This window comes from Arenibacter sp. F20364, from assembly GCF_023015905.1.
Taxonomy (GTDB): Bacteria; Bacteroidota; Bacteroidia; order Flavobacteriales; family Flavobacteriaceae; genus Arenibacter.
On the sequence record NZ_JALKBD010000015.1, the window covers coordinates 120,913 to 143,287 of the forward strand.

Here is a 22,375-nt window from a genome sequence, read left to right on the forward strand (position 1 = left end):
TGATCGATAGCGCTAAAACTCACTGCAGAAACAAAAATTTTCGAATAAATTAACCTAAATTCCAAAAACAAGTGCCAATATTGCAGTGAAAAGCTTTACAAAACAGCCTTAGTGTTTTGTTCCGAAAAGAAAGCACAAAATGAAAGAGACCACTGAAATTCGAAAAACAGTAGTTTATCAAGTATTTACCAGATTGTTCGGGAATACCAATACCACCAATAAACCTTGGGGCACCATAGAAGAAAATGGGGTGGGCAAATTAAGTGACTTCACACAAAAGGCTTTAAAAGAAATTAAGGATCTTGGGATAACCCATATTTGGTATACAGGTATTCCCCACCACGCCCTTATCAGGGATTATTCCGCATATGGCATCTCCAATGACGACCCGGATATTGTTAAGGGCAGGGCGGGTTCGCCCTATGCCGTAAGGGACTATTACAGCGTTAACCCAGATTTGGCCAACGATCCGAGAAATAGAAATTCGGAGTTCAAAGACCTATTGACCAGGAGCCATAAGGAAGGTTTAAAAGTTATCATAGATATTGTTCCAAACCATATTGCCCGAAAATATGAAGGTAATAATAATCCCAAAGGGGTAGTGGATTTTGGCACCAATGACAACACCGATGTTGTCTATGATAAGAACAATAATTTTTACTACAATCCGGGGGAATCCTTTACCGTTCCTGATTGGCGGGACGGCTACCTTCCCCTTGGCGGAGAAGAATATAATATTCCCGGTGGCAAATTCACTGAAACCCCCGCAAAATGGACCGGAAATGGTTCCCGTTTGTCCAAACCCGATTTTAATGATTGGTACGAAACGGTAAAAATTAATTACGGAATTAGTCCGGATGGACGTTGCGATTTTGCATCGCTGCCAGAAGATTTTGGCCACAAAAACTTTTCTGAACATTTTGAATTCTGGAAAGGCAAAGAGATCCCCGATTCCTGGATAAAATTTAGGGATATTGCCCTTTTCTGGTTAAATGAAGGAGTGGACGGATTTCGCTATGACATGGCCGAAATGGTTCCAGTAGAATTCTGGAGCTTTATGAATTCGTCCATAAAAATGAAAAAACCAGATGCATTTTTAATGGCAGAGGTCTATAATCCACAGCTGTACAGGGATTACATCTTTAAAGGAAAAATGGACTATCTCTATGACAAGGTAGAATTTTATGATTCCTTAAAACATATTATGCAGGGCCATGGGTGGACAGACCATATCCCTGTAGTCCAAAACGGGCTCATGGATATTGAGCACCAAATGTTACATTTTCTTGAGAATCATGACGAGCAGCGTATTGCCTGTCCCGAATTTTTGGGTAATGCCGAAAAAGCCAAACCGGGCATGGTAGTATCCGCCACCATAAGCACCTCGCCTACCATGATCTACTTTGGACAAGAAGTTGGCGAACCAGCCGAGGAAAGTCCTGGATTTGGTTCCCCGAGTAGAACTTCCATCTTCGATTATGTTGGGGTCCCCCACTTTCAACGTTGGATGAACAACAAAAAATTTGACGGGGGGCAACTCTCCACAAAAGAAAAAGAATTAAGGACTTTTTATAAGAATTTGCTCAATTTCACCATTAATAGCAGTGCCTTAATGGGAAAATACAAGGATATTCATTTTTATAATAAAGACTATACGGAATATTACAATCACCGGGTTTTATCCTTTGTTCGATGGTCAAAGAACGAAAAACTCATTGTTATTTCTAATTTTGATGCCGGTCAAGCCTTTGGATTTGATTTAAAACTCCCAAGGGAAATTATTAAGGAATGGGGGCTACAGAATAGTACCTACCTTGTAAAGGACGAATTGTTCGGGGAAAAGGAATTATCCTTAAATGTCGAAAATGAAATTGGCCATATAAGAATTGACATACATCCCTTGGAATCATTAATTTTAAGTTTAAAATAGATTTTTAGCATTACATTATGAAAACATCATCAGTAGTAGGATCTTTTTTCTTGTTTCTATTAATTTTAAGTTGTGACAATATGAACAAACCCTTGGTTATTGGCCACAGAGGTGCCATGGGGCATGAAACGGAAAACACCTTGGCTTCTATTGAAAAAGCAATAGAACTTGGCGTGGATATGATAGAAATCGACGTCTTTAAAATAAAAAGTGGGGAAACTGTGGTTTTCCACGATGAAGATGTGGAAAGACTAACGGATAGTATTGGTAATATCGAGGATTATAATTTTGAAGACCTTCAGAAATTAACCCTGATCGGCAACCATAAAATTCCAACCCTACAGGAGGTGCTGAATGTTATTGATAAAAAAGTTCAATTAAATATTGAGCTCAAGGGATCCAATACAGCAGACAGGGTCAACTTTATCATGAATTACTACATAAAAGAAAAAGGCTGGCCGATTGACAAATTTATTATTTCCAGTTTTAAATGGGACGAGCTTCAGGCAATGCGTGCGCTGAATACCCAAGTCCCTATTGCCATCCTCGTATTTGGTGATCCATTGAACGCTTTGGAAATTGGAAAAGAACTGCAAGCGGTTGCTATAAATCCATATTTTGAAGACTTAACCCTTGAAAACGTCAACGAGATTAAAAAGGCCGGATTTAAAATCTATCCATGGACCGTAAACGAACCCGAAGAAATTGAGGCTGTAGAAAGATTGGGAGTGGATGGTATAATTACCAATTATCCAGAACGCATAAATTAATGTTAGATGTACTTGTTTTAGGAGGAGGTGCAGCAGGTTTTTATAGCGCCATACACATAGTAGAAAGCAACCCTAATTTAAAAGTAGTCATCTTGGAACGAGGCAAAGAAGTGCTCACCAAGGTAAAAGTATCCGGTGGGGGGCGCTGTAACGTTACCCACGCTGAATTTGACCCAAAGGAACTTGCCAAAAATTATCCTAGGGGAGAAAGGGAACTAGTAGGGCCGTTTCACTCCTATTGCAGTGGCGATACCATGGCCTTTTTTGAAAAGCGGGGCATACAATTGAATATTGAAGCCGACGGGAGGATCTTCCCGGCCTCCAACTCCTCCCAAACCATCATTGATTGTTTTCTAAATGAAACGGACCGACTGGGAATTAAAGTTCTCAAGAACAGTTCCATTGTTGGGATAACACCCCTTGGCGGAAATACGGGGACGGGGAACTACGCCTGGGCAATCAAAACAATTCGAAATACCTACAAAGCCAAAAAAATATTGGTTGCTACGGGCAGCAATCCTAAAATATGGGAATTATTGAGGCAAATGGGGCATACTATCATAGCCCCTGTACCTTCTCTTTTTACCTTTAATATTGTAGATGAAAGAATAACCGGCATACAAGGGGTTAGTACCAATGCCAGCATCAAGATAATTCCCTCCAAAGTCAATAACGGAAAATTTAATGCGGCCCTTAAAAAATATTCCATCCACGCCTCAGATCTAGAATCCGAAGGCCCGCTTTTAATAACACACTGGGGAATGAGTGGCCCAGGCATATTGAGACTATCCGCTTGGGGAGCACAGTTATTGCATGAATTAAATTACAAGTTTACCATAAAGATAAATTGGCTACCCGCCTATCATGAAGAAGGACTCTTACGACAACTTCAACAAATAGAGGAAGTTGAAGGAAGGAAAACCATACTTAGGACCAAAGCCTTTGATCTACCAAAACGGTTATGGGGCAGTCTGGTAAAAGCATCGGGCATTTCAGACAACGATAAATGGGCAGATATCTCCAAGACCCAATTACAACAATTGTCGAAACAGTTAACAGGTTCCAAATTTAGAGTAGATGGAAAAAGTACTTTTAAGGAAGAATTTGTCACTGCCGGAGGGGTAGACTTAAAGGAAATAAACTTTAAGACCTATGAAAGTAAATTGCTCCCAAACCTCTATTTTGCCGGAGAAGTGATCAATGTAGATGCCATTACGGGCGGATTTAACTTTCAAAATGCCTGGACCGGGGCATTTATTGCAGCCCAGGCAATTGCCAGGCCTAAATAAGCGGCCATTAACTCAATAATAACATCAACAAGGCGGCCAATGTAGCCCCAATAAAGGGGCCTACAACTGGGATCCACGCATAGCCCCAATCGTTACCGCCTTTTCCTTTTATTGGCATAATTGCATGCATTATTCGCGGTCCCAAATCCCTTGCCGGATTAATGGCATAGCCTGTGGTTCCTCCCAAAGAAAGCCCAATAACCCATACTAAAAAGGCAACGGGAAGTGCTCCTAACGACCCTAGACCTATAACGGTTTCCGTATCCGTTATAGAGGCGTCCGTAAAATAGAGCACAACAAAAACCAGGACAAAAGTGCCCACTACCTCACTAAATAGATTGTTAATAGGATTTCTTATGGCCGGAGCCGTGCAGAATATGGCTCTTTTGGCGTCCTTGTCGTCCGTGGCATCAAAATGATCTTTGTAAAAGAGCCAGACGATCAAAGCGCCTAACATAGCCCCTATAAACTGACCCAAAATATAGATGGGAACCAAGGCCCAATCAAATTTTTCGGCAACGGCAAGTCCCAGGCTCACGGCGGGATTTAGATGTGCGCCGCTATACGGTGCGGCTACCGCCACCCCAACATAGACCGCCAGCCCCCAAGCCGTAGTAATGACCATCCAGCCAGGATCGTTAGATTTTGTTTTGTCAAGAACTACGTTGGCAACAACCCCGCCCCCTAAAAGGATCAGGAAAAAAGTGCCAATGATTTCAGCAATAAATGGAGTCATAGTTGGTTTTTATTTAATCGTTTAGTTTGGACCAATATTCTACGGCATCAATGGCCCTGTACCAGCCTTTAATATTTTGTTCTATTTCTTTCCTTTCCGTGGTGGGATTAAAATTGACATCGGTTTGCCAAATTTCCTGAATTTCCTCAAGACTCTCCCAGAATCCTACCGCCAAACCAGCCAAATAAGCAGCTCCCATGACCGTGGTTTCTATCACTTTTGGACGTACGGTGGCCGTATCAAGAACATCGGCCTGAAATTGCATCAGTAAATCATTTACGGTAGCTCCCCCATCGACCCTTAATTCTTTTATAGAAATTTTAGAATCCGCTTCCATAGCCTTTAAAACATCCATGGTCTGAAAGGCAATGGATTCCAAAGCTGCCCTAGCAATGTGCGCGTCCGTACTGCCTCTAGTAAGCCCAAAAATACTTCCCTTGGCATGCTGGTTCCAATATGGTGCTCCCAAACCGGCAAAAGCAGGAACTAAATAAACTCCTTCCGTACTGTCTACAGAACCAGCCAGTTTTTCTACATCTTCTGACTTTTTTATAATCTTTAAGCTGTCCCTCAACCATTGTACTACGGCACCAGCTATGAAAATACTTCCTTCAAGGGCATATTGGGTTTTTCCTTTTATGGACCAGGCCACTGTAGTTAGCAGATTATGTTCAGAAACAATTGGCTTTTCCCCTATATTCATTAACATAAAACATCCAGTACCGTAGGTGTTTTTGACCATTCCTGGCTTGGTGCACATTTGGCCAAATAGAGCCGCTTGCTGATCTCCTGCAATTCCGGCAATTGGGATTTTACTCGCAAAAAAATTGGGATTGGTATGCCCGTAAACCTCACTGGACTCCTTAACTTGGGGCAACATACTTTTCGGAATGGTAAAAAGCTCTAACAACTCATCATCCCATTCCAATGTATTTATATTGTAAAGCAATGTTCTAGAGGCATTGGTAACATCGGTAATATGCAGTTCTCCCTTGGTCATGTTCCAAATTAACCAAGAATCTATGGTTCCCATTATTAATTCCCCGGCATCTGCCTTTTCTCGGGCCCCCTGCACATTGTCCAAAATCCATTTCACCTTGGTCCCTGAAAAGTAGGAGTCGATCACCAAACCGGTTTTTTCCCTTATCAGCTTGGATTTTCCCTGTCTCTTTAACTCATCGCAATAGTTGGAAGTCCTTTTATCTTGCCAAACAATGGCATTATACACTGGCTTACCAGTATTCCTATCCCAAACCACTACCGTTTCCCGTTGGTTTGTAATTCCTATAGCCGCTATATCGGCTCCATAAATTCCCTTTTTAGTGGTGGCCTCTGCGGCCGTACTGGCTTGGGACGACCAAATTTCCAAGGGATCGTGCTCAACCCAACCCGGTTTCGGAAAATATTGGGTAAATTCCTTTTGGGCCACCGAAACGATGTCACCTTTTTTATCAAAAACAACGGAACGGGAGCTCGTTGTACCTTGGTCCAATGCTAATATATATTTTTCCATATTGGTAGGTTATCTTTTAAAATGGGTATCAAGATAACAAAATATAGGCACTAAAATTGAAAAATTAATAACCAGAACCTATAGATTTAAACAAAAGTGTTTATTGGCACCAATCCAAAAAGTGGTGGTTATGCCATAAACCCCCGAATATCTCCATTCCAAAATATTGTTATTTTTATCCATCGGTAGTAAAAAAGGGTAAAGATGACAAACTATATTGTACTTCTTAGGGGGATCAATGTAAGTGGACAAAAGACAATTAAGATGTCCCAGTTAAAAACAATGCTGGAATCCTTGGATTTTTCTGCGGTAAGCACCTATATACAAAGCGGTAATATTGTTCTAAAAAGTTCAGTTTCATCTTCCAATGAAGTTTCCAAAATCATCAAAAATGGTATATACAAGGCTTTTGGCTTTGAGGTCCCTGTTTTGGCCTTGACCCTGCCTGAGCTTGACGAAATCCTTAAACAATCCCCATTTAGGACACTCTATGAATCAGAATCGAAAAAATGGTACTATGTGATCTTGCAAGAAACTCCCAACAGGGAATTGATCCATAGTCTACAACAGCAACAATTCCCCAGTGAAAGGTTTATAATTACCAATAGCTGTGTCTACCTAAGTTGTGACCAAGGCTATGGCAAAACAAAATGCGACAATAATTTTTTTGAAAAAAAGCTTCAGGTGACCGCCACCACAAGAAACCACAGGACCATGATAAAGTTGTTGGAAATGGGGAGTCAAATCAGTACGTAAATGTACAATAATCCCAATAGACTTTTCATTTACCGCCAACAATACACGTCACCGAAAAAAAATATTAATTCAATTCCCAAATCTTATAATTAAGGGCCGTGGCAAAACATACCCAAAGCAGGTACGGAATCAATAACAAGGCGGCAGTTTGGCTCACCACTTTAAACCATTTTATAGTAAAAATCAACAGCACCAACAAATTAAGTATAACCAGTAAAGCGCCAAACGGATTCTTGAATCCAAAGAAAATTATACTCCAAAGTGCATTGAACAACAACTGTATCCCAAAATGATATAAGGCCGTTTTTACCCAAATATGATAAAACCCTTTTGCCCAAACAATTCCTGCAGCAACACCCATAAGAATATAAAGTAGGGTCCAAACTGGGGCAAAAATCCAATTGGGCGGATTAAAGCTGGGCTTGTTCAATTCAAGATACCAACCATCGACCGAAGATTGCGTTGCAAAACTGGACAAAAATCCAATCATTAGGCAAACGGCTACAGAAATTGCGATATAGGTAAGTTGCTTTTTCAAAGGTTGGTTGTTAATGCCCTAAATTAACAATTTATTTTAACAGGATCTACTGCAAATCTCCTTAAAAACTATCTTTGCACAAATTGTTTCCATTATGACCGAGAAAGACTTTATCCCTTCCCCTTACACTACAGGCAAGACAGAAGGAAAAGTTACTTATAAATCGCCCAGTAATATTGCCTTAGTGAAATATTGGGGAAAAAAGGAACATCAGATTCCCGCAAACCCATCCATTAGTTTTACCTTGGATACCTGCGCTACCACTACAACGGTCAGCTATAAAAAATTGGAAGATACAGCATCCGACTTTTCTTTTGATCTTCTTTTCGAAGGTAGACCCAAAGAGGATTTTAAGCCCAAAATAAGCACTTTTCTCAAAAGGACCGAACCCTATTTACCCTTTATAAAGGACTATCATTTTACCATAGAAACCTCCAATTCATTTCCCCACAGTAGCGGTATCGCCTCCTCGGCCAGTGGTATGTCGGCCTTGGCACTATGCCTCATGGAGCTTGAAAGAGAACTAACCCCAAATATGGATACGGATTTCTTTAACAGAAAGGCTTCGTTTTTGGCACGATTGGGATCTGGGAGTGCCTGCAGGAGTATCCATGGAAACCTAATGCAATGGGGAGCACACAAGGATACCCGGAATAGCTCCGATCTTTTTGCCATTAAATATCCTTATAAGGTGCACCAGGTGTTTAAAAATTTTCAAGATACCATCCTTTTGGTAGATAAAGGTTCCAAACAGGTGAGCAGCAGTCTTGGCCATAATTTAATGCACGATCACCCTTTTGCGGAAAAGCGGTTCGATCAAGCGCATAAAAATCTGACCAAATTAAAAAAGGTTTTCGAGGAAGGAGATTTATCGGAATTTATCAAAATCGTAGAAGGTGAAGCACTCACCTTGCACGCAATGATGATGACGAGTATGCCATATTTTATATTGATGAAACCCAATACCTTGGAGATTATCAATAAAATATGGGCTTTTAGGGCCTCCTCCAAAACCCACGTTTGTTTTACCTTGGATGCAGGGGCAAATGTACATGTCCTATATCCAGAAAGGGAAAAGGAAAAGGTTTACCAATTTATTAATAATGAGTTGGTTGCATATTGTGAAAACGGGCAGTATATTTGCGATCAAATTGGTAATGGAGCGGAAAAGCTGTAATTTGAAAGTAAAAAATGAATAATTAATAGTGATATTTTGCGTTGATTATTATCTGTGGGAACACTCTTAAAACCAAAAGTTTTGATTTTACCATTAATATAATAGTTCTTTACAAAAGATCGACATTTGCCCGTACGGAAAATGTTACTATAAAATTCTAAATTGAAAAAATATTAAGTTTATTGGAGTATATCTTACAAACATTAAAACTATAATTATAAGTTATAGATTATTAATTTTTAATTATTTATTCTTATCTTAAAGAAATGAAAGGACCACTTTTTTACTCTAAAATTCTACTTTTTGGGGAATATGGGATCATTAAGGATTCCAAAGGACTTTCTATACCCTATAACTTTTTTAAGGGGGCATTAAAATCCAAGAACAAAGATTCGGAAGAGGCAAAGAAATCGAATGCCAGCCTAAAAGGCTTTGCGGAATATTTAAAAAACCTTCAACAAAAAGACCATAAATTGGTAACATTTGATCTTGAGGCCTTGAATAAAGACTTGGCCAATGGTATGTATTTTGACAGTTCCATTCCACAAGGATACGGTGTGGGCAGTAGTGGTGCTTTGGTAGCGGCCATCTACGATAAATATGCCATTGAAAAGATCACCGTTTTGGAGAATCTTACTAGGGAAAAATTACTGAAGCTGAAGACTGTTTTCGGAAAAATGGAATCCTTTTTCCATGGTAAATCTTCGGGATTGGACCCTTTGAACAGTTATTTAAGCCTGCCTATTCTGATAAATTCCAAGGATAATATAGAATCGACCAGTATTCCTTCGCAAAATTTGGACGGTAAGGGAGCCGTTTTCCTTTTGGACAGCGGTAGCACAGGGGAAACCGCCCCGATGGTCCATTTGTTTATGGAGCAAATGAAACATGAAGGCTTCCGTGCCATGCTTAAAGATCAGTTTATTAAACATACGGATGCCTGTGTGGAAGATTTTATAAATGGGAACGTAAAATCGCTCTTCGGGAATCTAAAACAATTGTCCCATGTAGTCTTGGATAATTTTAAGCCCATGATACCTGCAGAATTCCATAAACTCTGGAAACAGGGAATTGACACCAACGACTACTATTTAAAACTCTGTGGCTCTGGAGGCGGAGGTTATATTTTAGGATTTACCGAAGACCTCAACAAGGCTAAAAAAGCGCTGAAAGGCTATAATTTGGAAGTGGTATATAACTTCTAAACATCTCCCTTATGCTTAGTAGAAGGAATAAGCTCTTACTATTAAAGTTTCTGAGCCTGTTTTCTGTGGTCAGAGGATACAATATTCTCATGATCATATTGGCTCAATACCTGGCCTCCATCTATATTTTAGCCCCTGATTTACCCTTGCGCAAGGTTGTTTTTGACGGCAATCTGTTCGTAATTGTACTCAGTTCGGCCTTGGTCATTGCTGCTGGTTATATCATTAATAATTTTTACGATGCCGAAAAAGACCTGATCAACAAGCCTCGTAAAAGTATGTTGGACCGCTTGGTTAGCCAACGAACCAAGCTCACCACCTATTTTGTACTAAATTTTCTTTCGGTCTTTTTTGCCAGCTATGTTTCTTTTAAAGCTGTTGTATTCTTTTCTGCCTATATTTTTGGAATTTGGCTTTATTCCCATAAGTTGAAAAAAGTACCATTTTTGGGCAATTTTGTTTCTGCTACCTTGGCAATAGCCCCATTTTTTGCGGTTTTTGTGTATTATAAGAATTTTGATACCGTAATTTTTGTCCACGCACTATATCTTTTCCTATTGATATTGGCCCGGGAAATGATCAAAGATCTGGAAAACATTGCGGGTGATATGGCCCAAAACTACAAGACCATTCCCATAATGTACGGGGCAAAATTCTCTAAGACCTGCATAGCCGTTTTAATAGGACTAACCCTACTGCCGGCCTTTCTCTTGATCGAATATTTTGATGTTGGCTATATGTACCTTTATTTCATAGGGTGCATTTTTTTGCTTTTGGGTTTTTTGATCCTTTTGGTAAAATCCAACAGCAAAAAACACTACGTTTGGCTGCACAACATTCTAAAGTTGATCATTACACTGGGAGTATTCAGTATTTTATTGATCAACGTTGATCTGGTATTGAACAGAATCCTCTAAGAATCACTAATAACCGCTAGATTAGCTTATACATACGATTTCCTTTGCTACCTTTGCAATAAATTATAGTACATATGAGCAGGTCAGATTCCAATAACGACAAAAAAGCATCAGGAAGACAAGGGGGCACTTTTAGAAAAAAAAGCCATGCACGGGGTAACGCGCCTATAAGAAAAAGAACGGAGGCAAAGGCACCTTCGGATCCCAATGTAATGCGCCTTAATCGTTATGTAGCCAACTCTGGCGTATGCTCACGTAGGGACGCTGATATTTATATCTCTGCCGGAAATGTCACCGTAAATGGCAAGCCTATAACTGAAATGGGCTACAAGGTTAAATTGACCGATGAAGTAAAATTTGATGGTCGTTTGCTAAATCCGGAGAAAAAGGAATACGTACTACTAAACAAACCCAAGGATTTTGTGACCTCGCCAAAGGATGAGCGCGGAAAAAGAACCGTAGCCTCCCTAATTTCCAGTGCTTCCAAATCCAAACTTTCGGTAGTGGGGAGAATGGATAAGAATACTACCGGACTATTGTTATTTACCAATGACGGCGAGATGACAAAGCGACTTACCAAGCCAAAAAACGGACTTCGTAAAATTTATCATGTAGAACTTAATAAAAATCTAAGGGGTGAAGACCTAATTAAGATCAAGGAAGGTATTTCTATAGATGATAGTGTGGTTAGGGTAGATGACGTAAGTTTTATTGAAAATTCACCCAAGCGCGAAGTAGGCATTGAACTTAAGAGTACCCGTAACAAAATTGTACGCCGAATTTTTGAAGAATTGGAATATGAGGTTATAAAATTGGATAGGGTAGTCTATGCCGGACTTACCAAAAAAGATCTTCCACGTGGACATTGGAGACATCTTACCCCTCAGGAAGTCATCAATCTAGGGATGATCAAATAAGGTAAAAGTCCTTCCCAAATCCTTTCAAAAGCCTTATTTATTCCTTTATTGGGCACATCCCATTTTTTATTTCCAAAAGTGGTGCGGGCCGGGCTTTATGGTACCCCAATCTCGGCTTGAATTTTGTTTCCTGAATAATGTGGCAAGCTGCTTTTGATTGAAGGGATTTTTCGTTACGACTGCACTTCAAACTATCTGTTGTAGTCCCGGCTGTGCAAAGTCTCCAGACTTTGCACTTCATAAACCCATTAGCGCAAAACAACTAGCTTTTCGTTGCAATCCCTTCCGTCTTCCCCTCCTTTTGTCGGCGAATCCACCTTCCCTTATCTAAGGGAAGGAACCTTTTGTGATCGTCATTACAAGTCTACAGCGCAGCACAGCAAGCTGATTTTAAAAGAAGGGATTGCTTCATTACGGCTGCACTTCAAACTATCTGTTGTAGTCACTTCGACAGAGTCCCTTTTTCGGACTCCCGATATCTCTAGATGCCAATAGGTCTCGACCGGACAACTTCAATCAGGGATGTTCAATATTGTTGATTGCTAATTGTTGATTGCCCAAAGTAAAACCTTGAACCAATAATGGATGAAAAGGAATTGCTATATTAGATATCTTATTTAGGGATTTTAATCCTAAAAGCCGTGTCCTTTAAAGAAACAATGATCGAAAAAATAGACCATTCCCAAATTTCCAATGCTGAAAAAATTCATAAACTTTTTCAAGCATCCTACAGCAAAGAGGCCGAATTATTAGGTGTTACGGATTTCCCTCCTTTAAAGAGAAGCATTGTAGATTTTCTAAATAGTGACACCCTTTTCTACGGGATATGGAAAGACGGTGTTTTGGCCGCTACAGTTGAAATAGACCTACTTGAAAACACGCTTGATATCTGCAGTCTAGTAGTACACCCAAAATACTTTAGACAGGGCATAGCCCAAAAACTATTGCTGTTCCTTGAAAACTATGACGATTCGGAGACCCTTATTGTGGAAACCGGTTGGGCCAATGTACCGGCAATAGCTTTGTACAAGAAGTTTGGTTTTCATGAGACAAGTCAATATACAAATACCGGAGGCATCAAAAAAATAGGCTTTAGCAAATCAAAATTGAAAAAATGACAGGTATTAAAACTCCAATAGACTTGAACTTATTAACCTTCATTATTGCTATTTCTTTTGTTACAAATACCTTCGGCCAGAGTCTGACCAATACTAAGATCAACGGTTATAAGGGCATTTGGTTCCAATTAAATCAGAAGTACGAGTATGGGGACAAATACTCAGGGGCATTGGGCACCTACACCGCAAAGCATGTGCCTTTGGCCATTTACGCACCCGAAGTTGACAAAACCTACTTTGTCTATGGGGGCACTCCTTCAGAAGATCAACGTTACCTCCTTTGTATGATCGGGGAGTTTGACCATAAAACCGAAATGGTTTCCAAACCTACGGTAGTCTATGATAAAAATGGGGTAGACGACCCCCACGACAACCCCTCCATATTAATCGATAATGCTGGGTATATTTGGGTATTTATCAGTGGAAGGGGCACTACTAGACCAGGTTTCAAATACAAAAGCAAGATACCATATTCCATAAAGGAATTTGTGCCGATTACGGAGGAGGAAATGACCTATCCACAACCCAGGTATACCGATTTTGGCTTTTTTCATTTTTTTACAAAATATACAGGGGTGCGCCAACTCTATTTCGAGACCAGTAAGGAAGGAAGCAATTGGACTGAGGATACCTTGCTTGCCGCCATCCCGGAAAAAGAAGGGGAAAAGTCCGGTCACTATCAGGTCAGCGATATTTATAATGGTAAGCTTATGGGCACCTTCTTCAATAGGCACCCCAATGGCAATGTGGATAAAAGAACCGACCTGTATTATATTCAATCAATGAACTTTGGCTCCACTTGGACCACCGTCAGTGGTATAAATACCACAGTACCCCTATTGGATTTGGCCAGTCCAGCCAAGGTGGTAGACTACGCATCCCAAGGAAAAAATGTTTATCTAAAAGATATGGGCTATGATGCCAAAGGCAATCCGGCATGCCTATATATAAGAAGTAACGGACACGAACCTGGTCCAAAAAGTGCCCCTTACGAATGGTGTATCACAAAATGGAACGGGAAAGAATGGCAAACCCATGTGGTGACCACTTCTGACCATAATTATGATATGGGCAGCCTTTTTATAAGCGATGATGATTGGAAAATTGTGGGTCCCACAGAGAAAGGCCCACAGGACTGGGGCGTTGGTGGCGAATTGGCCCTCTGGCAATCCACGGACCAAGGGAAAACATGGAAAAAGACAAAAGACTTAACGGAGAACAGTACCTTAAGTCATTCCTACGTACGCAGACCCGTAAATTCCAAGCCGCCATTTTGTTTTTTCTGGGCCATTGGACATTCGCACCAACTAAGTAAGTCAGAACTGTACTTTGGAAATTTCGAGGGCGACATATGGAAAATGCCCTATAATATGACCGAAGAATATGAAATGCCAATTAAGGTCAAATGATTAACTTAGGGCATCAATAGAACCAAATGAAAGCTATAATATGTGAAGCCTATGGTCCTCCCGAAAAGGTAGTTAAGATAACCGAAAGGCCAACACCCTCACCCAAGGACAATGAGGTCCTCATAAAGATCAACGCCACTGCCGTGAACGACTACGACTGGAGCTTGGCTTTGGGCAAGCCTTATTTGATCCGATTAATGTTTGGTCTTCTTAAGCCCAAACAAGGACTTTTGGGAATGGAATTGTCGGGCACCATTGTAGCCCTGGGTGCAAAGACCGCAAAATTTAAAATTGGGGATGCGGTTATGGGAGACACCTCGGAATATGGATTTGGTACCTTTTCTGAATATATCAGCATCAATGAAAAGGCGGTAATCCCGAAACCCCAAGCTTTAAGTTTTGAAGAAGCCGCAGCCATTCCACATGCCTCCTGTTTAGCATTACAGGCCTTAAGGGACATAGGGCAAATAAAGGAGGGTCAGAAAATTCTGATCAATGGCGGTGGCGGTGGTGTAGGGACCATCGGCCTTCAACTGGCCAAACTTTATAATTGTGAGGTTACCGGAGTGGATTCCCAAGAGAAATTGGCCATGATGACATCGCTCGGTTATGATCATGTAATAGACTATAAAAAAGTAAATTTCACCAAAGCGGGGGAAACCTACAACCTCATCCTGGATTGTAAGACCAATAAGGCTGCCCTCTCCTACCTAAAAGCCTTAAAACCTAATGGAAAATATGTGACTATTGGCGGCAAATTGTCCGGTTTATTACAAATACTGCTGTGGGGCAAGATTATACCACTATTCTCTTCCAAAAAATTAAAGGTACTCGCCTTAAAATCGAACTTTGGTTTGGAATATATCTGTGAACTATTGGAACAGGGAAAAATCAAATGCCAAATAGATGGTCCGTATCCTTTGGAAGATGCAGTGCGATTGATCCAATATTTTGGAGATGGAAAGCATAAGGGAAAAATAGTAATGAACATCAACCCCTAATCCACAAAAAATGAATCCTATTACCGACCTCGTTGGGAGCATAGAACGTAAAGGGTTATGGACCAAACACCTGGAACTGGACAGGAACCAATTTTTAAAGATACAGGGCAGCATACACACCAACCTCTACTGGGTGGTGCAGGGAAGTTTAAGAATTTATGTGGTGGAGGAAAATGAGGAACACACCATTAGGTTCGGCTATACCCATAATTTCATAGCCGCGCTGGATTCCTTTTTGGATGAGAAACCTTCCGATCTCTATATACAGGCACTAAAAAAAACCACCGTTAAAGTCATTGACAAGGCCACTTTTATGGAGTTTATGCAATCCTCCCCAGAAAATAGTACCACCTGGCAACTAATGCTGGAGCAATTGGTATTACAGCAGATGGAAAGGGAACGCGATATTTTGACCATGTCTCCCTTGGAAAGGTATAAACGGGTTCTGAAACGTTCTCCCCAACTCTTTCAGGAAATACCGCACAAATACATAGCCTCCTATTTAAGAATGACCCCTGAAACGCTTTCCAGGATTAAAAAATCTTGATTTCGATCAATGTTTTAAAATAATTAAATGCCAAATTTTGCCATAAAAAATAAAGTCATGCTTTCTAAGAATTTATTGCAGGATTTGTTGGAGCGTACACAGGAAATTAAACATAAGGCCGAAGGCTTCAAAACCTTGCCCTTGGAAACCTTGAACTGGAAATCCTCCCCTGATAGTTGGAGTATTTTGGAATGTTTGGAACATTTAAACCGTTATGGGGATTACTATATTCCCGAAATTGAGAAGCGGATAACAGCATCCCAGTACAGGCCTGCGGAAATATTCAAAAGTGGCTGGTTGGGCAACTATTTTGCCAATGCTATGCTTCCCAAGGAAAAGCTGAACAAAATGAAAACCTTTACCTCCATGAATCCCAAGGGCAGCAGCCTGGACAAGGAGGTGATCACCAAATTCATTGCCCAACAACAGGACTTAATCAATGTATTGAAACTGGCTTCACGGGCTGACCTCACAAAAACCAAAACGGGCATATCAATTTCCAAATGGATCAAACTTAGGGTGGGCGATACCTTTAGGGTAGTCATCTACCACAATCAACGCCATTTGGACCAGGCAGAACGAGTATTGATGGAGGCCGGTAGGCAGTAATAAATAGAGATTGAAGATAAAACCCTAAGCCGCTGCGCAAAGTCTCCTAACTTGGCACTACTGCGGCGGCGATGTGCCCGCCTTTGTCCAAAGACTGACGTCTTATGCCTTCCAACCTCTCCGACTTCGCATTTCGCGGAGCTACCTCCCTTTGCAATTCGACTATGCTCAGTACAGGTCTACAGGGAGGAGCTTTTGTTAAGCACCCCATTTAACTATCAATATTCAGTATTGAACCTTGCATATTGAACCCCAAACTTCCCCTATTTAAATATGCTTGAACTTCTTTTTTTTGTATCTTAAGCATAAATCTTTCCTTCCCATGGCAAATTTTACGTTGGATATCAATAATAAAAGACATGAAGTGGAAGTGGCCAACGGCACTTCCTTGCTCTGGGTGCTTCGGGAACATTTGGGCCTTACGGGAACCAAATATAGCTGTGGCATTGCACAGTGCGGTGCTTGCACCATCCATATCGATAACAAACCCATGAAGGCCTGTATATTGCAGGTAGACGATTTTGCCGATGGACAAAAGATCAAGACGATAGAAGGTTTATCTGAAAAAGGGGATCATCCAGTACAAAGGGCTTGGATTGAAGCACAGGCGCCACAGTGTGGTTATTGCCATTCCGGACAAATAATGCAGGCCGTTGCCCTCCTAGAGGAAAACCCTAATCCCACTAAGGAAGAAATAAAAATATATATGAACGGTATCCTATGCCGTTGCGGTACATATTTACGAATTGTCAAGGCCATTGAATTGGCTTCTAAAAGTAACGTTTCCACAATCTGATCTAGATCCATTTTTTAAACAAAAAAAACCATGTGATGTCTTCAGTGCCAAAAATTGTAAATAGAAGGGAATTCCTAAAAACTTCCAGCGGAGTGGCACTTTTTATTGGCGTCTCAGGAATTTTACCACAAATAATTTCATGTAAGGATACAAAAGGAATTAAGGAACAATTACAGAAACATGATATTACGGCTTGGGTACAAATCACCGAGGACGGGGAGATAACCATTTATAATCCGGCGGCCGAAATGGGACAGGGATCTATGACTGCCCTACCTCTGATATTTGCAGAAGAGATGGACGCGGATTGGTCCATGGTAAAGGTTGAGTTCTCACCTCAGGAAGTGGCCGTATATGGTTCAGAAGGATGGGCACCGGGCAGTAAGCTCATGTTTACCGTCGGGAGCCGATCTACCAATAGTTATTATCCAGTAATGCGTAAGGCGGGGGCACAGGCCAGATACGTCTTACTGAACAGTGCTGCCAAACACTGGGAAGTACCCATTTCCGAGCTTTCTTCGAACAACAGTACTGTACTTCACGCTGCCACAAATAGAAAAATAAGCTACGGGGAATTGGTACCGGTATTGGCAATGCCCGAGATCATACCGGATTTTAGCCCGGAACAATTAAAAAACCCTAAAGACTTCCAACTCATAGGTAATACCATTCCACGAGTCGAAATTCCCGCTAAAGTTGATGGTACGGCACAATTTGCAATAGACATTAAATTGCCCAATATGGTCTATGGAGTTTTGGAAAGGGGAACCCTTCACGGCGCCAAACCCACCTTGACCAATGAAAAAGAAATTTTGGCCATGGACGGCATCCTAAAAATAATCCCATTCGATTATGCCATAGGATTGGTTGCAGACACCTTGGAAAAAGCCTTGGAAGCCAAAAAATTGCTAAAAATTGAATGGGGAGATGCCCAAGCCATTGGCTACAATTCGCAAGAAATATACCCCACCTATGAGAAAATCGCCGGTCAAAGACAAACCGGAAAAGTAGTTCAAGAAATAGGGGATGTAAATGCCGCTATGCGTTCCGCGACCAAAAGCTATATGGCCGATTTTAAGAACGACTATGTTTACCATGCCCAAATGGAACCCCTAAATGCGATAGTGCAGGTCTCGGCCGATTTAAAAAGCGCCGAAGTTTGGGTGGGCAGTCAACAGGGGGTAGACCCTAAACTAGGTGTACCGGACCTTTTGGGAATTCCACATGAAAACGTAAACATTCATTTACAATATTTGGGAGGGGGATTCGGCAGAAGGAGTATGAACGATTTTGTTATTGAAGCTACCTTGCTTGCCAAGGAGATAGCACCACTTCCTGTTAAATTGATATGGACAAGGGAGGACGATATGGGCTATGGTACCTTTCGCCCCTTATCACTTCAAAGAATGACCGCCTCCGTGGACAAAAACGGTGATATAAGCGGTCTCTCCCATTCTGTTGTAGGGGATGGCGGAAATCTTGTTGCCAGCGGGTCCAGAAATGACCATTATAACATCCCCAACCAGTTGGTGGAATGGAGGGAAGCATCCCATGGCGTACGTTTAAAACACTGGCGTGCCGTAGGGCACGGCCCCAATAAGTTTGCCATTGAGTGTATGTTGGACGAAGTGGCATTGGGGCAGGGAATAGACCCCATAGAACTCAGAAGAAAATTAATGGTAAAATCGCCCAGGGCCTTGGCCACTTTGGAAAGAGCCTCCGAAATAGCAGATTGGAATACCCCATCCAAAGAAGGTAGGGCAAAAGGGGTGGCCTTTGTAGTACATGGATCGCTTGGCACTGGAATCTGCGAAATTTCTGTGGATAGAAGTACTGGAAAGATCAAGGTGCACCAATTTTGGATCGCCTTGGATGCTGGGATCGTTGTACAACCAGACAATGTCAGGGCGCAAATGGAAGGAGGCATCATTATGGGGATGAGCAGTGTGCTCAAAGAACAGATTACTATTGAAAATGGAAGGGTACAGCAATCCAATTTTCACGATTATCAATTGCTGCGGATGCAGGACATCCCTGAGCGTATTGAAACGGACTTTATAGCCTCTGCGGAAAGACCTGAAGGGGTGGGCGAAACGGCAACGCCCATGGTAGCCTGTGCCATAGCCAATGCTTTTTTACAATTAACAGGCAAACCTTTAAGGCACTTGCCCTTTACTCCAGATCGGGTACTGCAGGTGTTAAATAGCTGAGCCAAAACCAAAAACTTTTACCAATAACCCCCTGCACCCCACCCAGATCGTATTAAGAACATTAGCTGCTATTTCCTTGGGTACGCATGCCCAGAACCAATGATTAAAAACTACCGTCATGAGAAATAAGAATAGCTACTTAAAGATAATTTTAAAAGGTCTAGTCCTTTTTGGGCTAATAAGTTGCTCCTTCAAAAAGGAGAAAGAAATAGACCGGTATATGGAACAATTGGAAAAAGACAAGGAGCTCGTTGTGCAATTGGCGGAGCTGGAAATAGATCCCAACCAACTGGAATCGTACTTGGCACTACTGGAGGAAGAAATACGGATATCGGTTAGGAAAGAGCCTGGCGTATTGTCCTTCTATGCCATGACGGACAAAGAGCAACCCAATAGAATTACAATAATAGAAATATATGCCAGTCCAGAAGCCTATAGCACGCACATTACATCTCCCCATTTTTTAAAATATAAGAACGGCACTCTCAAAATGGTCAATTCCCTAAAACTCACTAGAACCGATCCAGTGGTATTTGCAGCGAAAAATTAGCCATGATTCACCTTTAACTCCCCAAATGGCTTCATTGGAATAAAAAATAATACGATAGCTTTACTCCCCTATATAAAATTGCCTTTTGCATCAGTGCACATTGCACTTCTAAGATTTCTCCTATCCCCGTCTGCCAATGGCAACCCTTTTTAAACCTTCACCTTGAACCCCTTATAATGCCAAGGAAACAACAAAAGTGTATTAAAAGAAGGTTAATTTTTAAAAAACCATTCCATTATAAACACCTCCACCACAGTATGTTACATTTTTACGCTAAATTATTTTGAAAATAATAAAGGCTTAAGCAAACCAAATATTCACTAACTTGAAGGGTGAATTCTAAGTATAGGGCAACCAGCCTTCTTTCTTAGGATCTTAAGTACCGATAAAACAGCACAAATAATTTTTTAACCCTAAATAATAACAATGAAAAAAGTATTGTTTTTAACTGGAGATTTCACTGAAGATTATGAAACCATGGTCCCATTTCAAATGTTGGAAATGGTAGGATACACCGTACATACCGTTTGCCCGGACAAGAAAAAGGGGGACATCGTTAAAACGGCCATACACGACTTTGAGGGCGACCAGACCTACACGGAAAAGCCAGGCCATAATTTTGCTTTGAATTACAGCTTTGCAGATGTAAATGTGACCGATTATGACGGATTGGTAATTGCCGGGGGAAGGGCTCCGGAATATTTGAGATTGAACAAAAAAGTGCTGGAAATTGTACAACACTTTTTCACCTCCAACAAGCCTGTTGCCGCTATCTGCCATGGTATCCAAATTTTGACAGCTGCAGGTGTTGTAAAAGGAAGAAAACTTACCGCCTACCCTGCTGTGGGGCCCGAAGTAACCTTGGCGGGAGGGGAATTTCAATCCATTCCGGTAGACGGGGCATATGTAGATGGCAACCTGGTTACCTCCCCAGCCTGGCCTGCCCACCCAAGTTTTATAAGGGAATTTTTAAAAGTAATGGGCGCTAAGATCCAAATATAAAGAGTTTAAATATTAGTGACCTAGATCCAAAGGTTTTGGGACTTGCAAAATAGTAAATATCCAATAGGCCCACTTGTTTAAGTGGGCCTTGCGGATTTAAGAAAACGAGCACACAATATCCTTTTCAACATATTTATTTTATTAGGAAACAATGAAAAAAATAGTTCTTTTGGCTGCTGTTTTAAACTGCAGTTTTTTCTTCGTATTTGGTCAGGAGGAGCTGTCCACACCCTTTAAAGATTGCAATATAAAAGGAAGTACAACCATTTATGATTACCAGGCCAAAAAATGGATTTCAAGTGATATTGAGGATAGCCACAAAGGAACTTTGCCCGCTTCCACCTTTAAAATCATCAACACTTTGATCGCCTTGGAGACCGCTGTGGTTAAAAATGAAAATGAAATAATAAATTGGCCGGGGGCAACGGACACCATCAAATACGGTTATCGCCCAGATATTTATCACGATATGTCCATGAAAAAGGCATTTAAAACCTCAGCGGGATGGGTATATGTAGAATTGGCAAAAAAAATAGGAAAGAAAAAATACAAGCGATATTTGGAGGCCTCCAATTATGGCAATGCCGACCTGTCCATAAGCGATGACGATTTCTGGAATTTTGGAGGTTTGGCCATTTCTCCTGCCAATCAGATAGCCATTTTAATCGGGGTGTATGAGGAAACCCTACCCTTTAAAAAGACTTCCTTTCAGGTCTTAAAAGATATGATGGTAGAAGAACACACAGCAGACTATACTTTACGCACCAAAACCGGTTGGACCAGGGAAGGAGGCAAAGATACCGGCTGGTGGGTGGGTTATTTGGAACGAGGTGATAATGTGTATTTTTTTGCTACCCGATTGATTAAAAATAGGGCAGATAAAAATTCCGAATTTGGTGCTTGTAGAAAAGAAATCACCAAGAACATCCTTCGGCAATTGAAGATGTTGTAATAAGTTTCTTAAGATAGGTCAAGCCTACCGCCTGATACGTCAATGTAATCACCTGCTTTGCGAAGTCTCCTGACTTCGCAATTCTTATAACAATATGGCTTTACAACCATCCTTCGTTTTCAATCCCTTCCGTCTTCTCCTCCTATCGTCAGAGAAGCCACCTTGTCCTCCCGCCGAAAATGCGGGACAGGCTTAACCAAGGGAAGGAGCCCTTTGCATTCGGGAATGGACATTTGATAAAAAGACCTAGGCTGTGCGAAGTCTCCCGACTTCGCACTTCATAACACTGATCAGCACAGGTCCAAAGGAAGGAGCCTTTTTTTGTCATTGCGAGCCAATCTGCCGACTAGGCAGGCGCAGCGCGGCAATCTGTCAATTGTTTGAGGAGATTGCTTCGTCGCCATAGCTCCTCGCAATGACGGATTGATTTTGA

The 22,375-nt window shown here is 41.2% G+C and carries 21 protein-coding genes; 18 read left to right on the forward strand and 3 right to left on the reverse strand.

Annotation, left to right across the window (positions count from 1 at the left end):
- Positions 1–139 precede the first annotated feature (139 nt).
- The 3 genes from MWU84_RS13820 to MWU84_RS13830 are packed head-to-tail and all read left to right on the forward strand — an operon-like array spanning position 140 to position 3,989.
- The gene (locus tag MWU84_RS13820) at positions 140–1,930 is read left to right on the forward strand and encodes an alpha-amylase family protein (protein ID WP_246902277.1); all 1,791 of its coding nucleotides are present in this window, start codon (positions 140–142) and stop codon (positions 1,928–1,930) included.
- 17 nt (positions 1,931–1,947) lie between these two features.
- On the forward strand, positions 1,948–2,700 hold the full coding sequence (locus MWU84_RS13825; RefSeq protein ID WP_246902279.1) for a glycerophosphodiester phosphodiesterase family protein: 753 nt from the start codon (positions 1,948–1,950) through the stop codon (positions 2,698–2,700).
- Positions 2,700–3,989 (forward strand): NAD(P)/FAD-dependent oxidoreductase, encoded by a 1,290-nt coding sequence (locus tag MWU84_RS13830; protein ID WP_246902281.1) that lies wholly within the window; start codon positions 2,700–2,702, stop codon positions 3,987–3,989. The genes MWU84_RS13825 and MWU84_RS13830 overlap by 1 nt, the downstream gene beginning before the upstream one ends.
- Before the next feature lie 7 nt (positions 3,990–3,996).
- Here the strand turns inward: MWU84_RS13830 and MWU84_RS13835 are convergent, their stop codons facing one another.
- Both MWU84_RS13835 and glpK read right to left on the reverse strand, forming a co-directional pair.
- Complete coding sequence (locus MWU84_RS13835) at positions 3,997–4,725, reverse strand: MIP/aquaporin family protein (protein WP_246902283.1); 729 nt, start codon at positions 4,723–4,725, stop codon at positions 3,997–3,999.
- Positions 4,726–4,738: 13 nt separating this feature from the next.
- Positions 4,739–6,238, reverse strand: coding sequence for a glycerol kinase GlpK (glpK, locus tag MWU84_RS13840; protein ID WP_246902285.1), 1,500 nt, complete (start codon positions 6,236–6,238; stop codon positions 4,739–4,741).
- 204 nt (positions 6,239–6,442) lie between these two features.
- Here glpK and MWU84_RS13845 point away from each other — a divergent pair, with 204 nt between their 5' ends.
- Entirely contained in the window at positions 6,443–6,994 is a 552-nt protein-coding gene (locus MWU84_RS13845; protein ID WP_246902288.1) for a DUF1697 domain-containing protein, read from the forward strand.
- A gap of 64 nt (positions 6,995–7,058) precedes the next feature.
- On the opposite strand, the gene MWU84_RS13850 is transcribed toward MWU84_RS13845, so the two are convergent.
- Positions 7,059–7,532: a TspO/MBR family protein gene (locus MWU84_RS13850; RefSeq protein ID WP_246902290.1), complete on the reverse strand. Its 474-nt coding sequence runs from the start codon at positions 7,530–7,532 to the stop codon at positions 7,059–7,061.
- A 94-nt stretch (positions 7,533–7,626) separates the two neighbouring features.
- Between MWU84_RS13850 and MWU84_RS13855 the strand changes: the two genes are divergently transcribed.
- The 14 genes from MWU84_RS13855 (at position 7,627) to MWU84_RS13920 (ending at position 21,942) form a co-directional block, all read left to right on the forward strand.
- Positions 7,627–8,709 (forward strand): diphosphomevalonate decarboxylase, encoded by a 1,083-nt coding sequence (locus MWU84_RS13855; protein ID WP_246902292.1) that lies wholly within the window; start codon positions 7,627–7,629, stop codon positions 8,707–8,709.
- 266 nt (positions 8,710–8,975) lie between these two features.
- Complete coding sequence (locus MWU84_RS13860) at positions 8,976–9,914, forward strand: mevalonate kinase (protein WP_246902294.1); 939 nt, start codon at positions 8,976–8,978, stop codon at positions 9,912–9,914.
- A gap of 11 nt (positions 9,915–9,925) precedes the next feature.
- Positions 9,926–10,831: a geranylgeranylglycerol-phosphate geranylgeranyltransferase gene (locus tag MWU84_RS13865; protein ID WP_246902298.1), complete on the forward strand. Its 906-nt coding sequence runs from the start codon at positions 9,926–9,928 to the stop codon at positions 10,829–10,831.
- Between the two features lie 74 nt (positions 10,832–10,905).
- Positions 10,906–11,748: a pseudouridine synthase gene (locus MWU84_RS13870; protein WP_246902300.1), complete on the forward strand. Its 843-nt coding sequence runs from the start codon at positions 10,906–10,908 to the stop codon at positions 11,746–11,748.
- A 641-nt stretch (positions 11,749–12,389) separates the two neighbouring features.
- Positions 12,390–12,866, forward strand: a complete 477-nt coding sequence (locus MWU84_RS13875; protein WP_246902302.1) for a GNAT family N-acetyltransferase — start codon at positions 12,390–12,392, stop codon at positions 12,864–12,866.
- Entirely contained in the window at positions 12,863–14,275 is a 1,413-nt protein-coding gene (locus MWU84_RS13880; RefSeq protein WP_246902304.1) for a BNR-4 repeat-containing protein, read from the forward strand. The genes MWU84_RS13875 and MWU84_RS13880 overlap by 4 nt, the downstream gene beginning before the upstream one ends.
- 26 nt (positions 14,276–14,301) lie before the next feature.
- Positions 14,302–15,276 carry an NAD(P)-dependent alcohol dehydrogenase gene (locus tag MWU84_RS13885; protein WP_246902306.1) on the forward strand — a complete coding sequence of 325 codons (975 nt, stop codon included), beginning with the start codon at positions 14,302–14,304 and terminating at the stop codon, positions 15,274–15,276.
- A gap of 10 nt (positions 15,277–15,286) precedes the next feature.
- Positions 15,287–15,823 carry a Crp/Fnr family transcriptional regulator gene (locus MWU84_RS13890; protein ID WP_246902308.1) on the forward strand — a complete coding sequence of 179 codons (537 nt, stop codon included), beginning with the start codon at positions 15,287–15,289 and terminating at the stop codon, positions 15,821–15,823.
- 57 nt (positions 15,824–15,880) lie between these two features.
- On the forward strand, positions 15,881–16,432 hold the full coding sequence (locus MWU84_RS13895) for a DinB family protein (RefSeq protein WP_246902316.1): 552 nt from the start codon (positions 15,881–15,883) through the stop codon (positions 16,430–16,432).
- Positions 16,433–16,754: 322 nt separating this feature from the next.
- A complete protein-coding gene (locus MWU84_RS13900; protein ID WP_246902318.1) occupies positions 16,755–17,228 on the forward strand; it encodes a (2Fe-2S)-binding protein in 474 nt (157 codons plus the stop codon).
- 35 nt (positions 17,229–17,263) lie between these two features.
- A complete protein-coding gene (locus tag MWU84_RS13905; RefSeq protein ID WP_246902320.1) occupies positions 17,264–19,438 on the forward strand; it encodes a molybdopterin cofactor-binding domain-containing protein in 2,175 nt (724 codons plus the stop codon).
- A 118-nt stretch (positions 19,439–19,556) separates the two neighbouring features.
- A complete protein-coding gene (locus MWU84_RS13910; RefSeq protein ID WP_246902321.1) occupies positions 19,557–19,988 on the forward strand; it encodes a putative quinol monooxygenase in 432 nt (143 codons plus the stop codon).
- 426 nt (positions 19,989–20,414) lie between these two features.
- Positions 20,415–20,990 (forward strand): DJ-1/PfpI family protein, encoded by a 576-nt coding sequence (locus MWU84_RS13915; protein WP_246902324.1) that lies wholly within the window; start codon positions 20,415–20,417, stop codon positions 20,988–20,990.
- 151 nt (positions 20,991–21,141) lie between these two features.
- On the forward strand, positions 21,142–21,942 hold the full coding sequence (locus MWU84_RS13920) for a penicillin-binding transpeptidase domain-containing protein (protein ID WP_246902325.1): 801 nt from the start codon (positions 21,142–21,144) through the stop codon (positions 21,940–21,942).
- Positions 21,943–22,375: the final 433 nt, after the last annotated feature.

Bases quoted from the DNA above. Each gene is read 5' to 3' on its own strand.
- MWU84_RS13860 (WP_246902294.1), top strand. From the start codon at position 8,976: ATGAAAGGACCACTTTTTTACTCTAAAATTCTACTTTTTGGGGAATAT.
- MWU84_RS13895 (WP_246902316.1), top strand. From the start codon at position 15,881: ATGCTTTCTAAGAATTTATTGCAGGATTTGTTGGAGCGTACACAGGAA.
- MWU84_RS13855 (WP_246902292.1), top strand. From the start codon at position 7,627: ATGACCGAGAAAGACTTTATCCCTTCCCCTTACACTACAGGCAAGACA.
- MWU84_RS13890 (WP_246902308.1), top strand. From the start codon at position 15,287: ATGAATCCTATTACCGACCTCGTTGGGAGCATAGAACGTAAAGGGTTA.
- MWU84_RS13870 (WP_246902300.1), top strand. From the start codon at position 10,906: ATGAGCAGGTCAGATTCCAATAACGACAAAAAAGCATCAGGAAGACAA.
- MWU84_RS13835 (WP_246902283.1), bottom strand. From the start codon at position 4,725: ATGACTCCATTTATTGCTGAAATCATTGGCACTTTTTTCCTGATCCTT.
- MWU84_RS13905 (WP_246902320.1), top strand. From the start codon at position 17,264: ATGTCTTCAGTGCCAAAAATTGTAAATAGAAGGGAATTCCTAAAAACT.
- MWU84_RS13920 (WP_246902325.1), top strand. From the start codon at position 21,142: ATGAAAAAAATAGTTCTTTTGGCTGCTGTTTTAAACTGCAGTTTTTTC.
- MWU84_RS13885 (WP_246902306.1), top strand. From the start codon at position 14,302: ATGAAAGCTATAATATGTGAAGCCTATGGTCCTCCCGAAAAGGTAGTT.
- MWU84_RS13880 (WP_246902304.1), top strand. From the start codon at position 12,863: ATGACAGGTATTAAAACTCCAATAGACTTGAACTTATTAACCTTCATT.
- MWU84_RS13830 (WP_246902281.1), top strand. From the start codon at position 2,700: ATGTTAGATGTACTTGTTTTAGGAGGAGGTGCAGCAGGTTTTTATAGC.
- MWU84_RS13910 (WP_246902321.1), top strand. From the start codon at position 19,557: ATGAGAAATAAGAATAGCTACTTAAAGATAATTTTAAAAGGTCTAGTC.
- MWU84_RS13915 (WP_246902324.1), top strand. From the start codon at position 20,415: ATGAAAAAAGTATTGTTTTTAACTGGAGATTTCACTGAAGATTATGAA.
- MWU84_RS13825 (WP_246902279.1), top strand. From the start codon at position 1,948: ATGAAAACATCATCAGTAGTAGGATCTTTTTTCTTGTTTCTATTAATT.
- MWU84_RS13865 (WP_246902298.1), top strand. From the start codon at position 9,926: ATGCTTAGTAGAAGGAATAAGCTCTTACTATTAAAGTTTCTGAGCCTG.
- MWU84_RS13845 (WP_246902288.1), top strand. From the start codon at position 6,443: ATGACAAACTATATTGTACTTCTTAGGGGGATCAATGTAAGTGGACAA.
- MWU84_RS13820 (WP_246902277.1), top strand. From the start codon at position 140: ATGAAAGAGACCACTGAAATTCGAAAAACAGTAGTTTATCAAGTATTT.
- glpK (WP_246902285.1), bottom strand. From the start codon at position 6,238: ATGGAAAAATATATATTAGCATTGGACCAAGGTACAACGAGCTCCCGT.
- MWU84_RS13900 (WP_246902318.1), top strand. From the start codon at position 16,755: ATGGCAAATTTTACGTTGGATATCAATAATAAAAGACATGAAGTGGAA.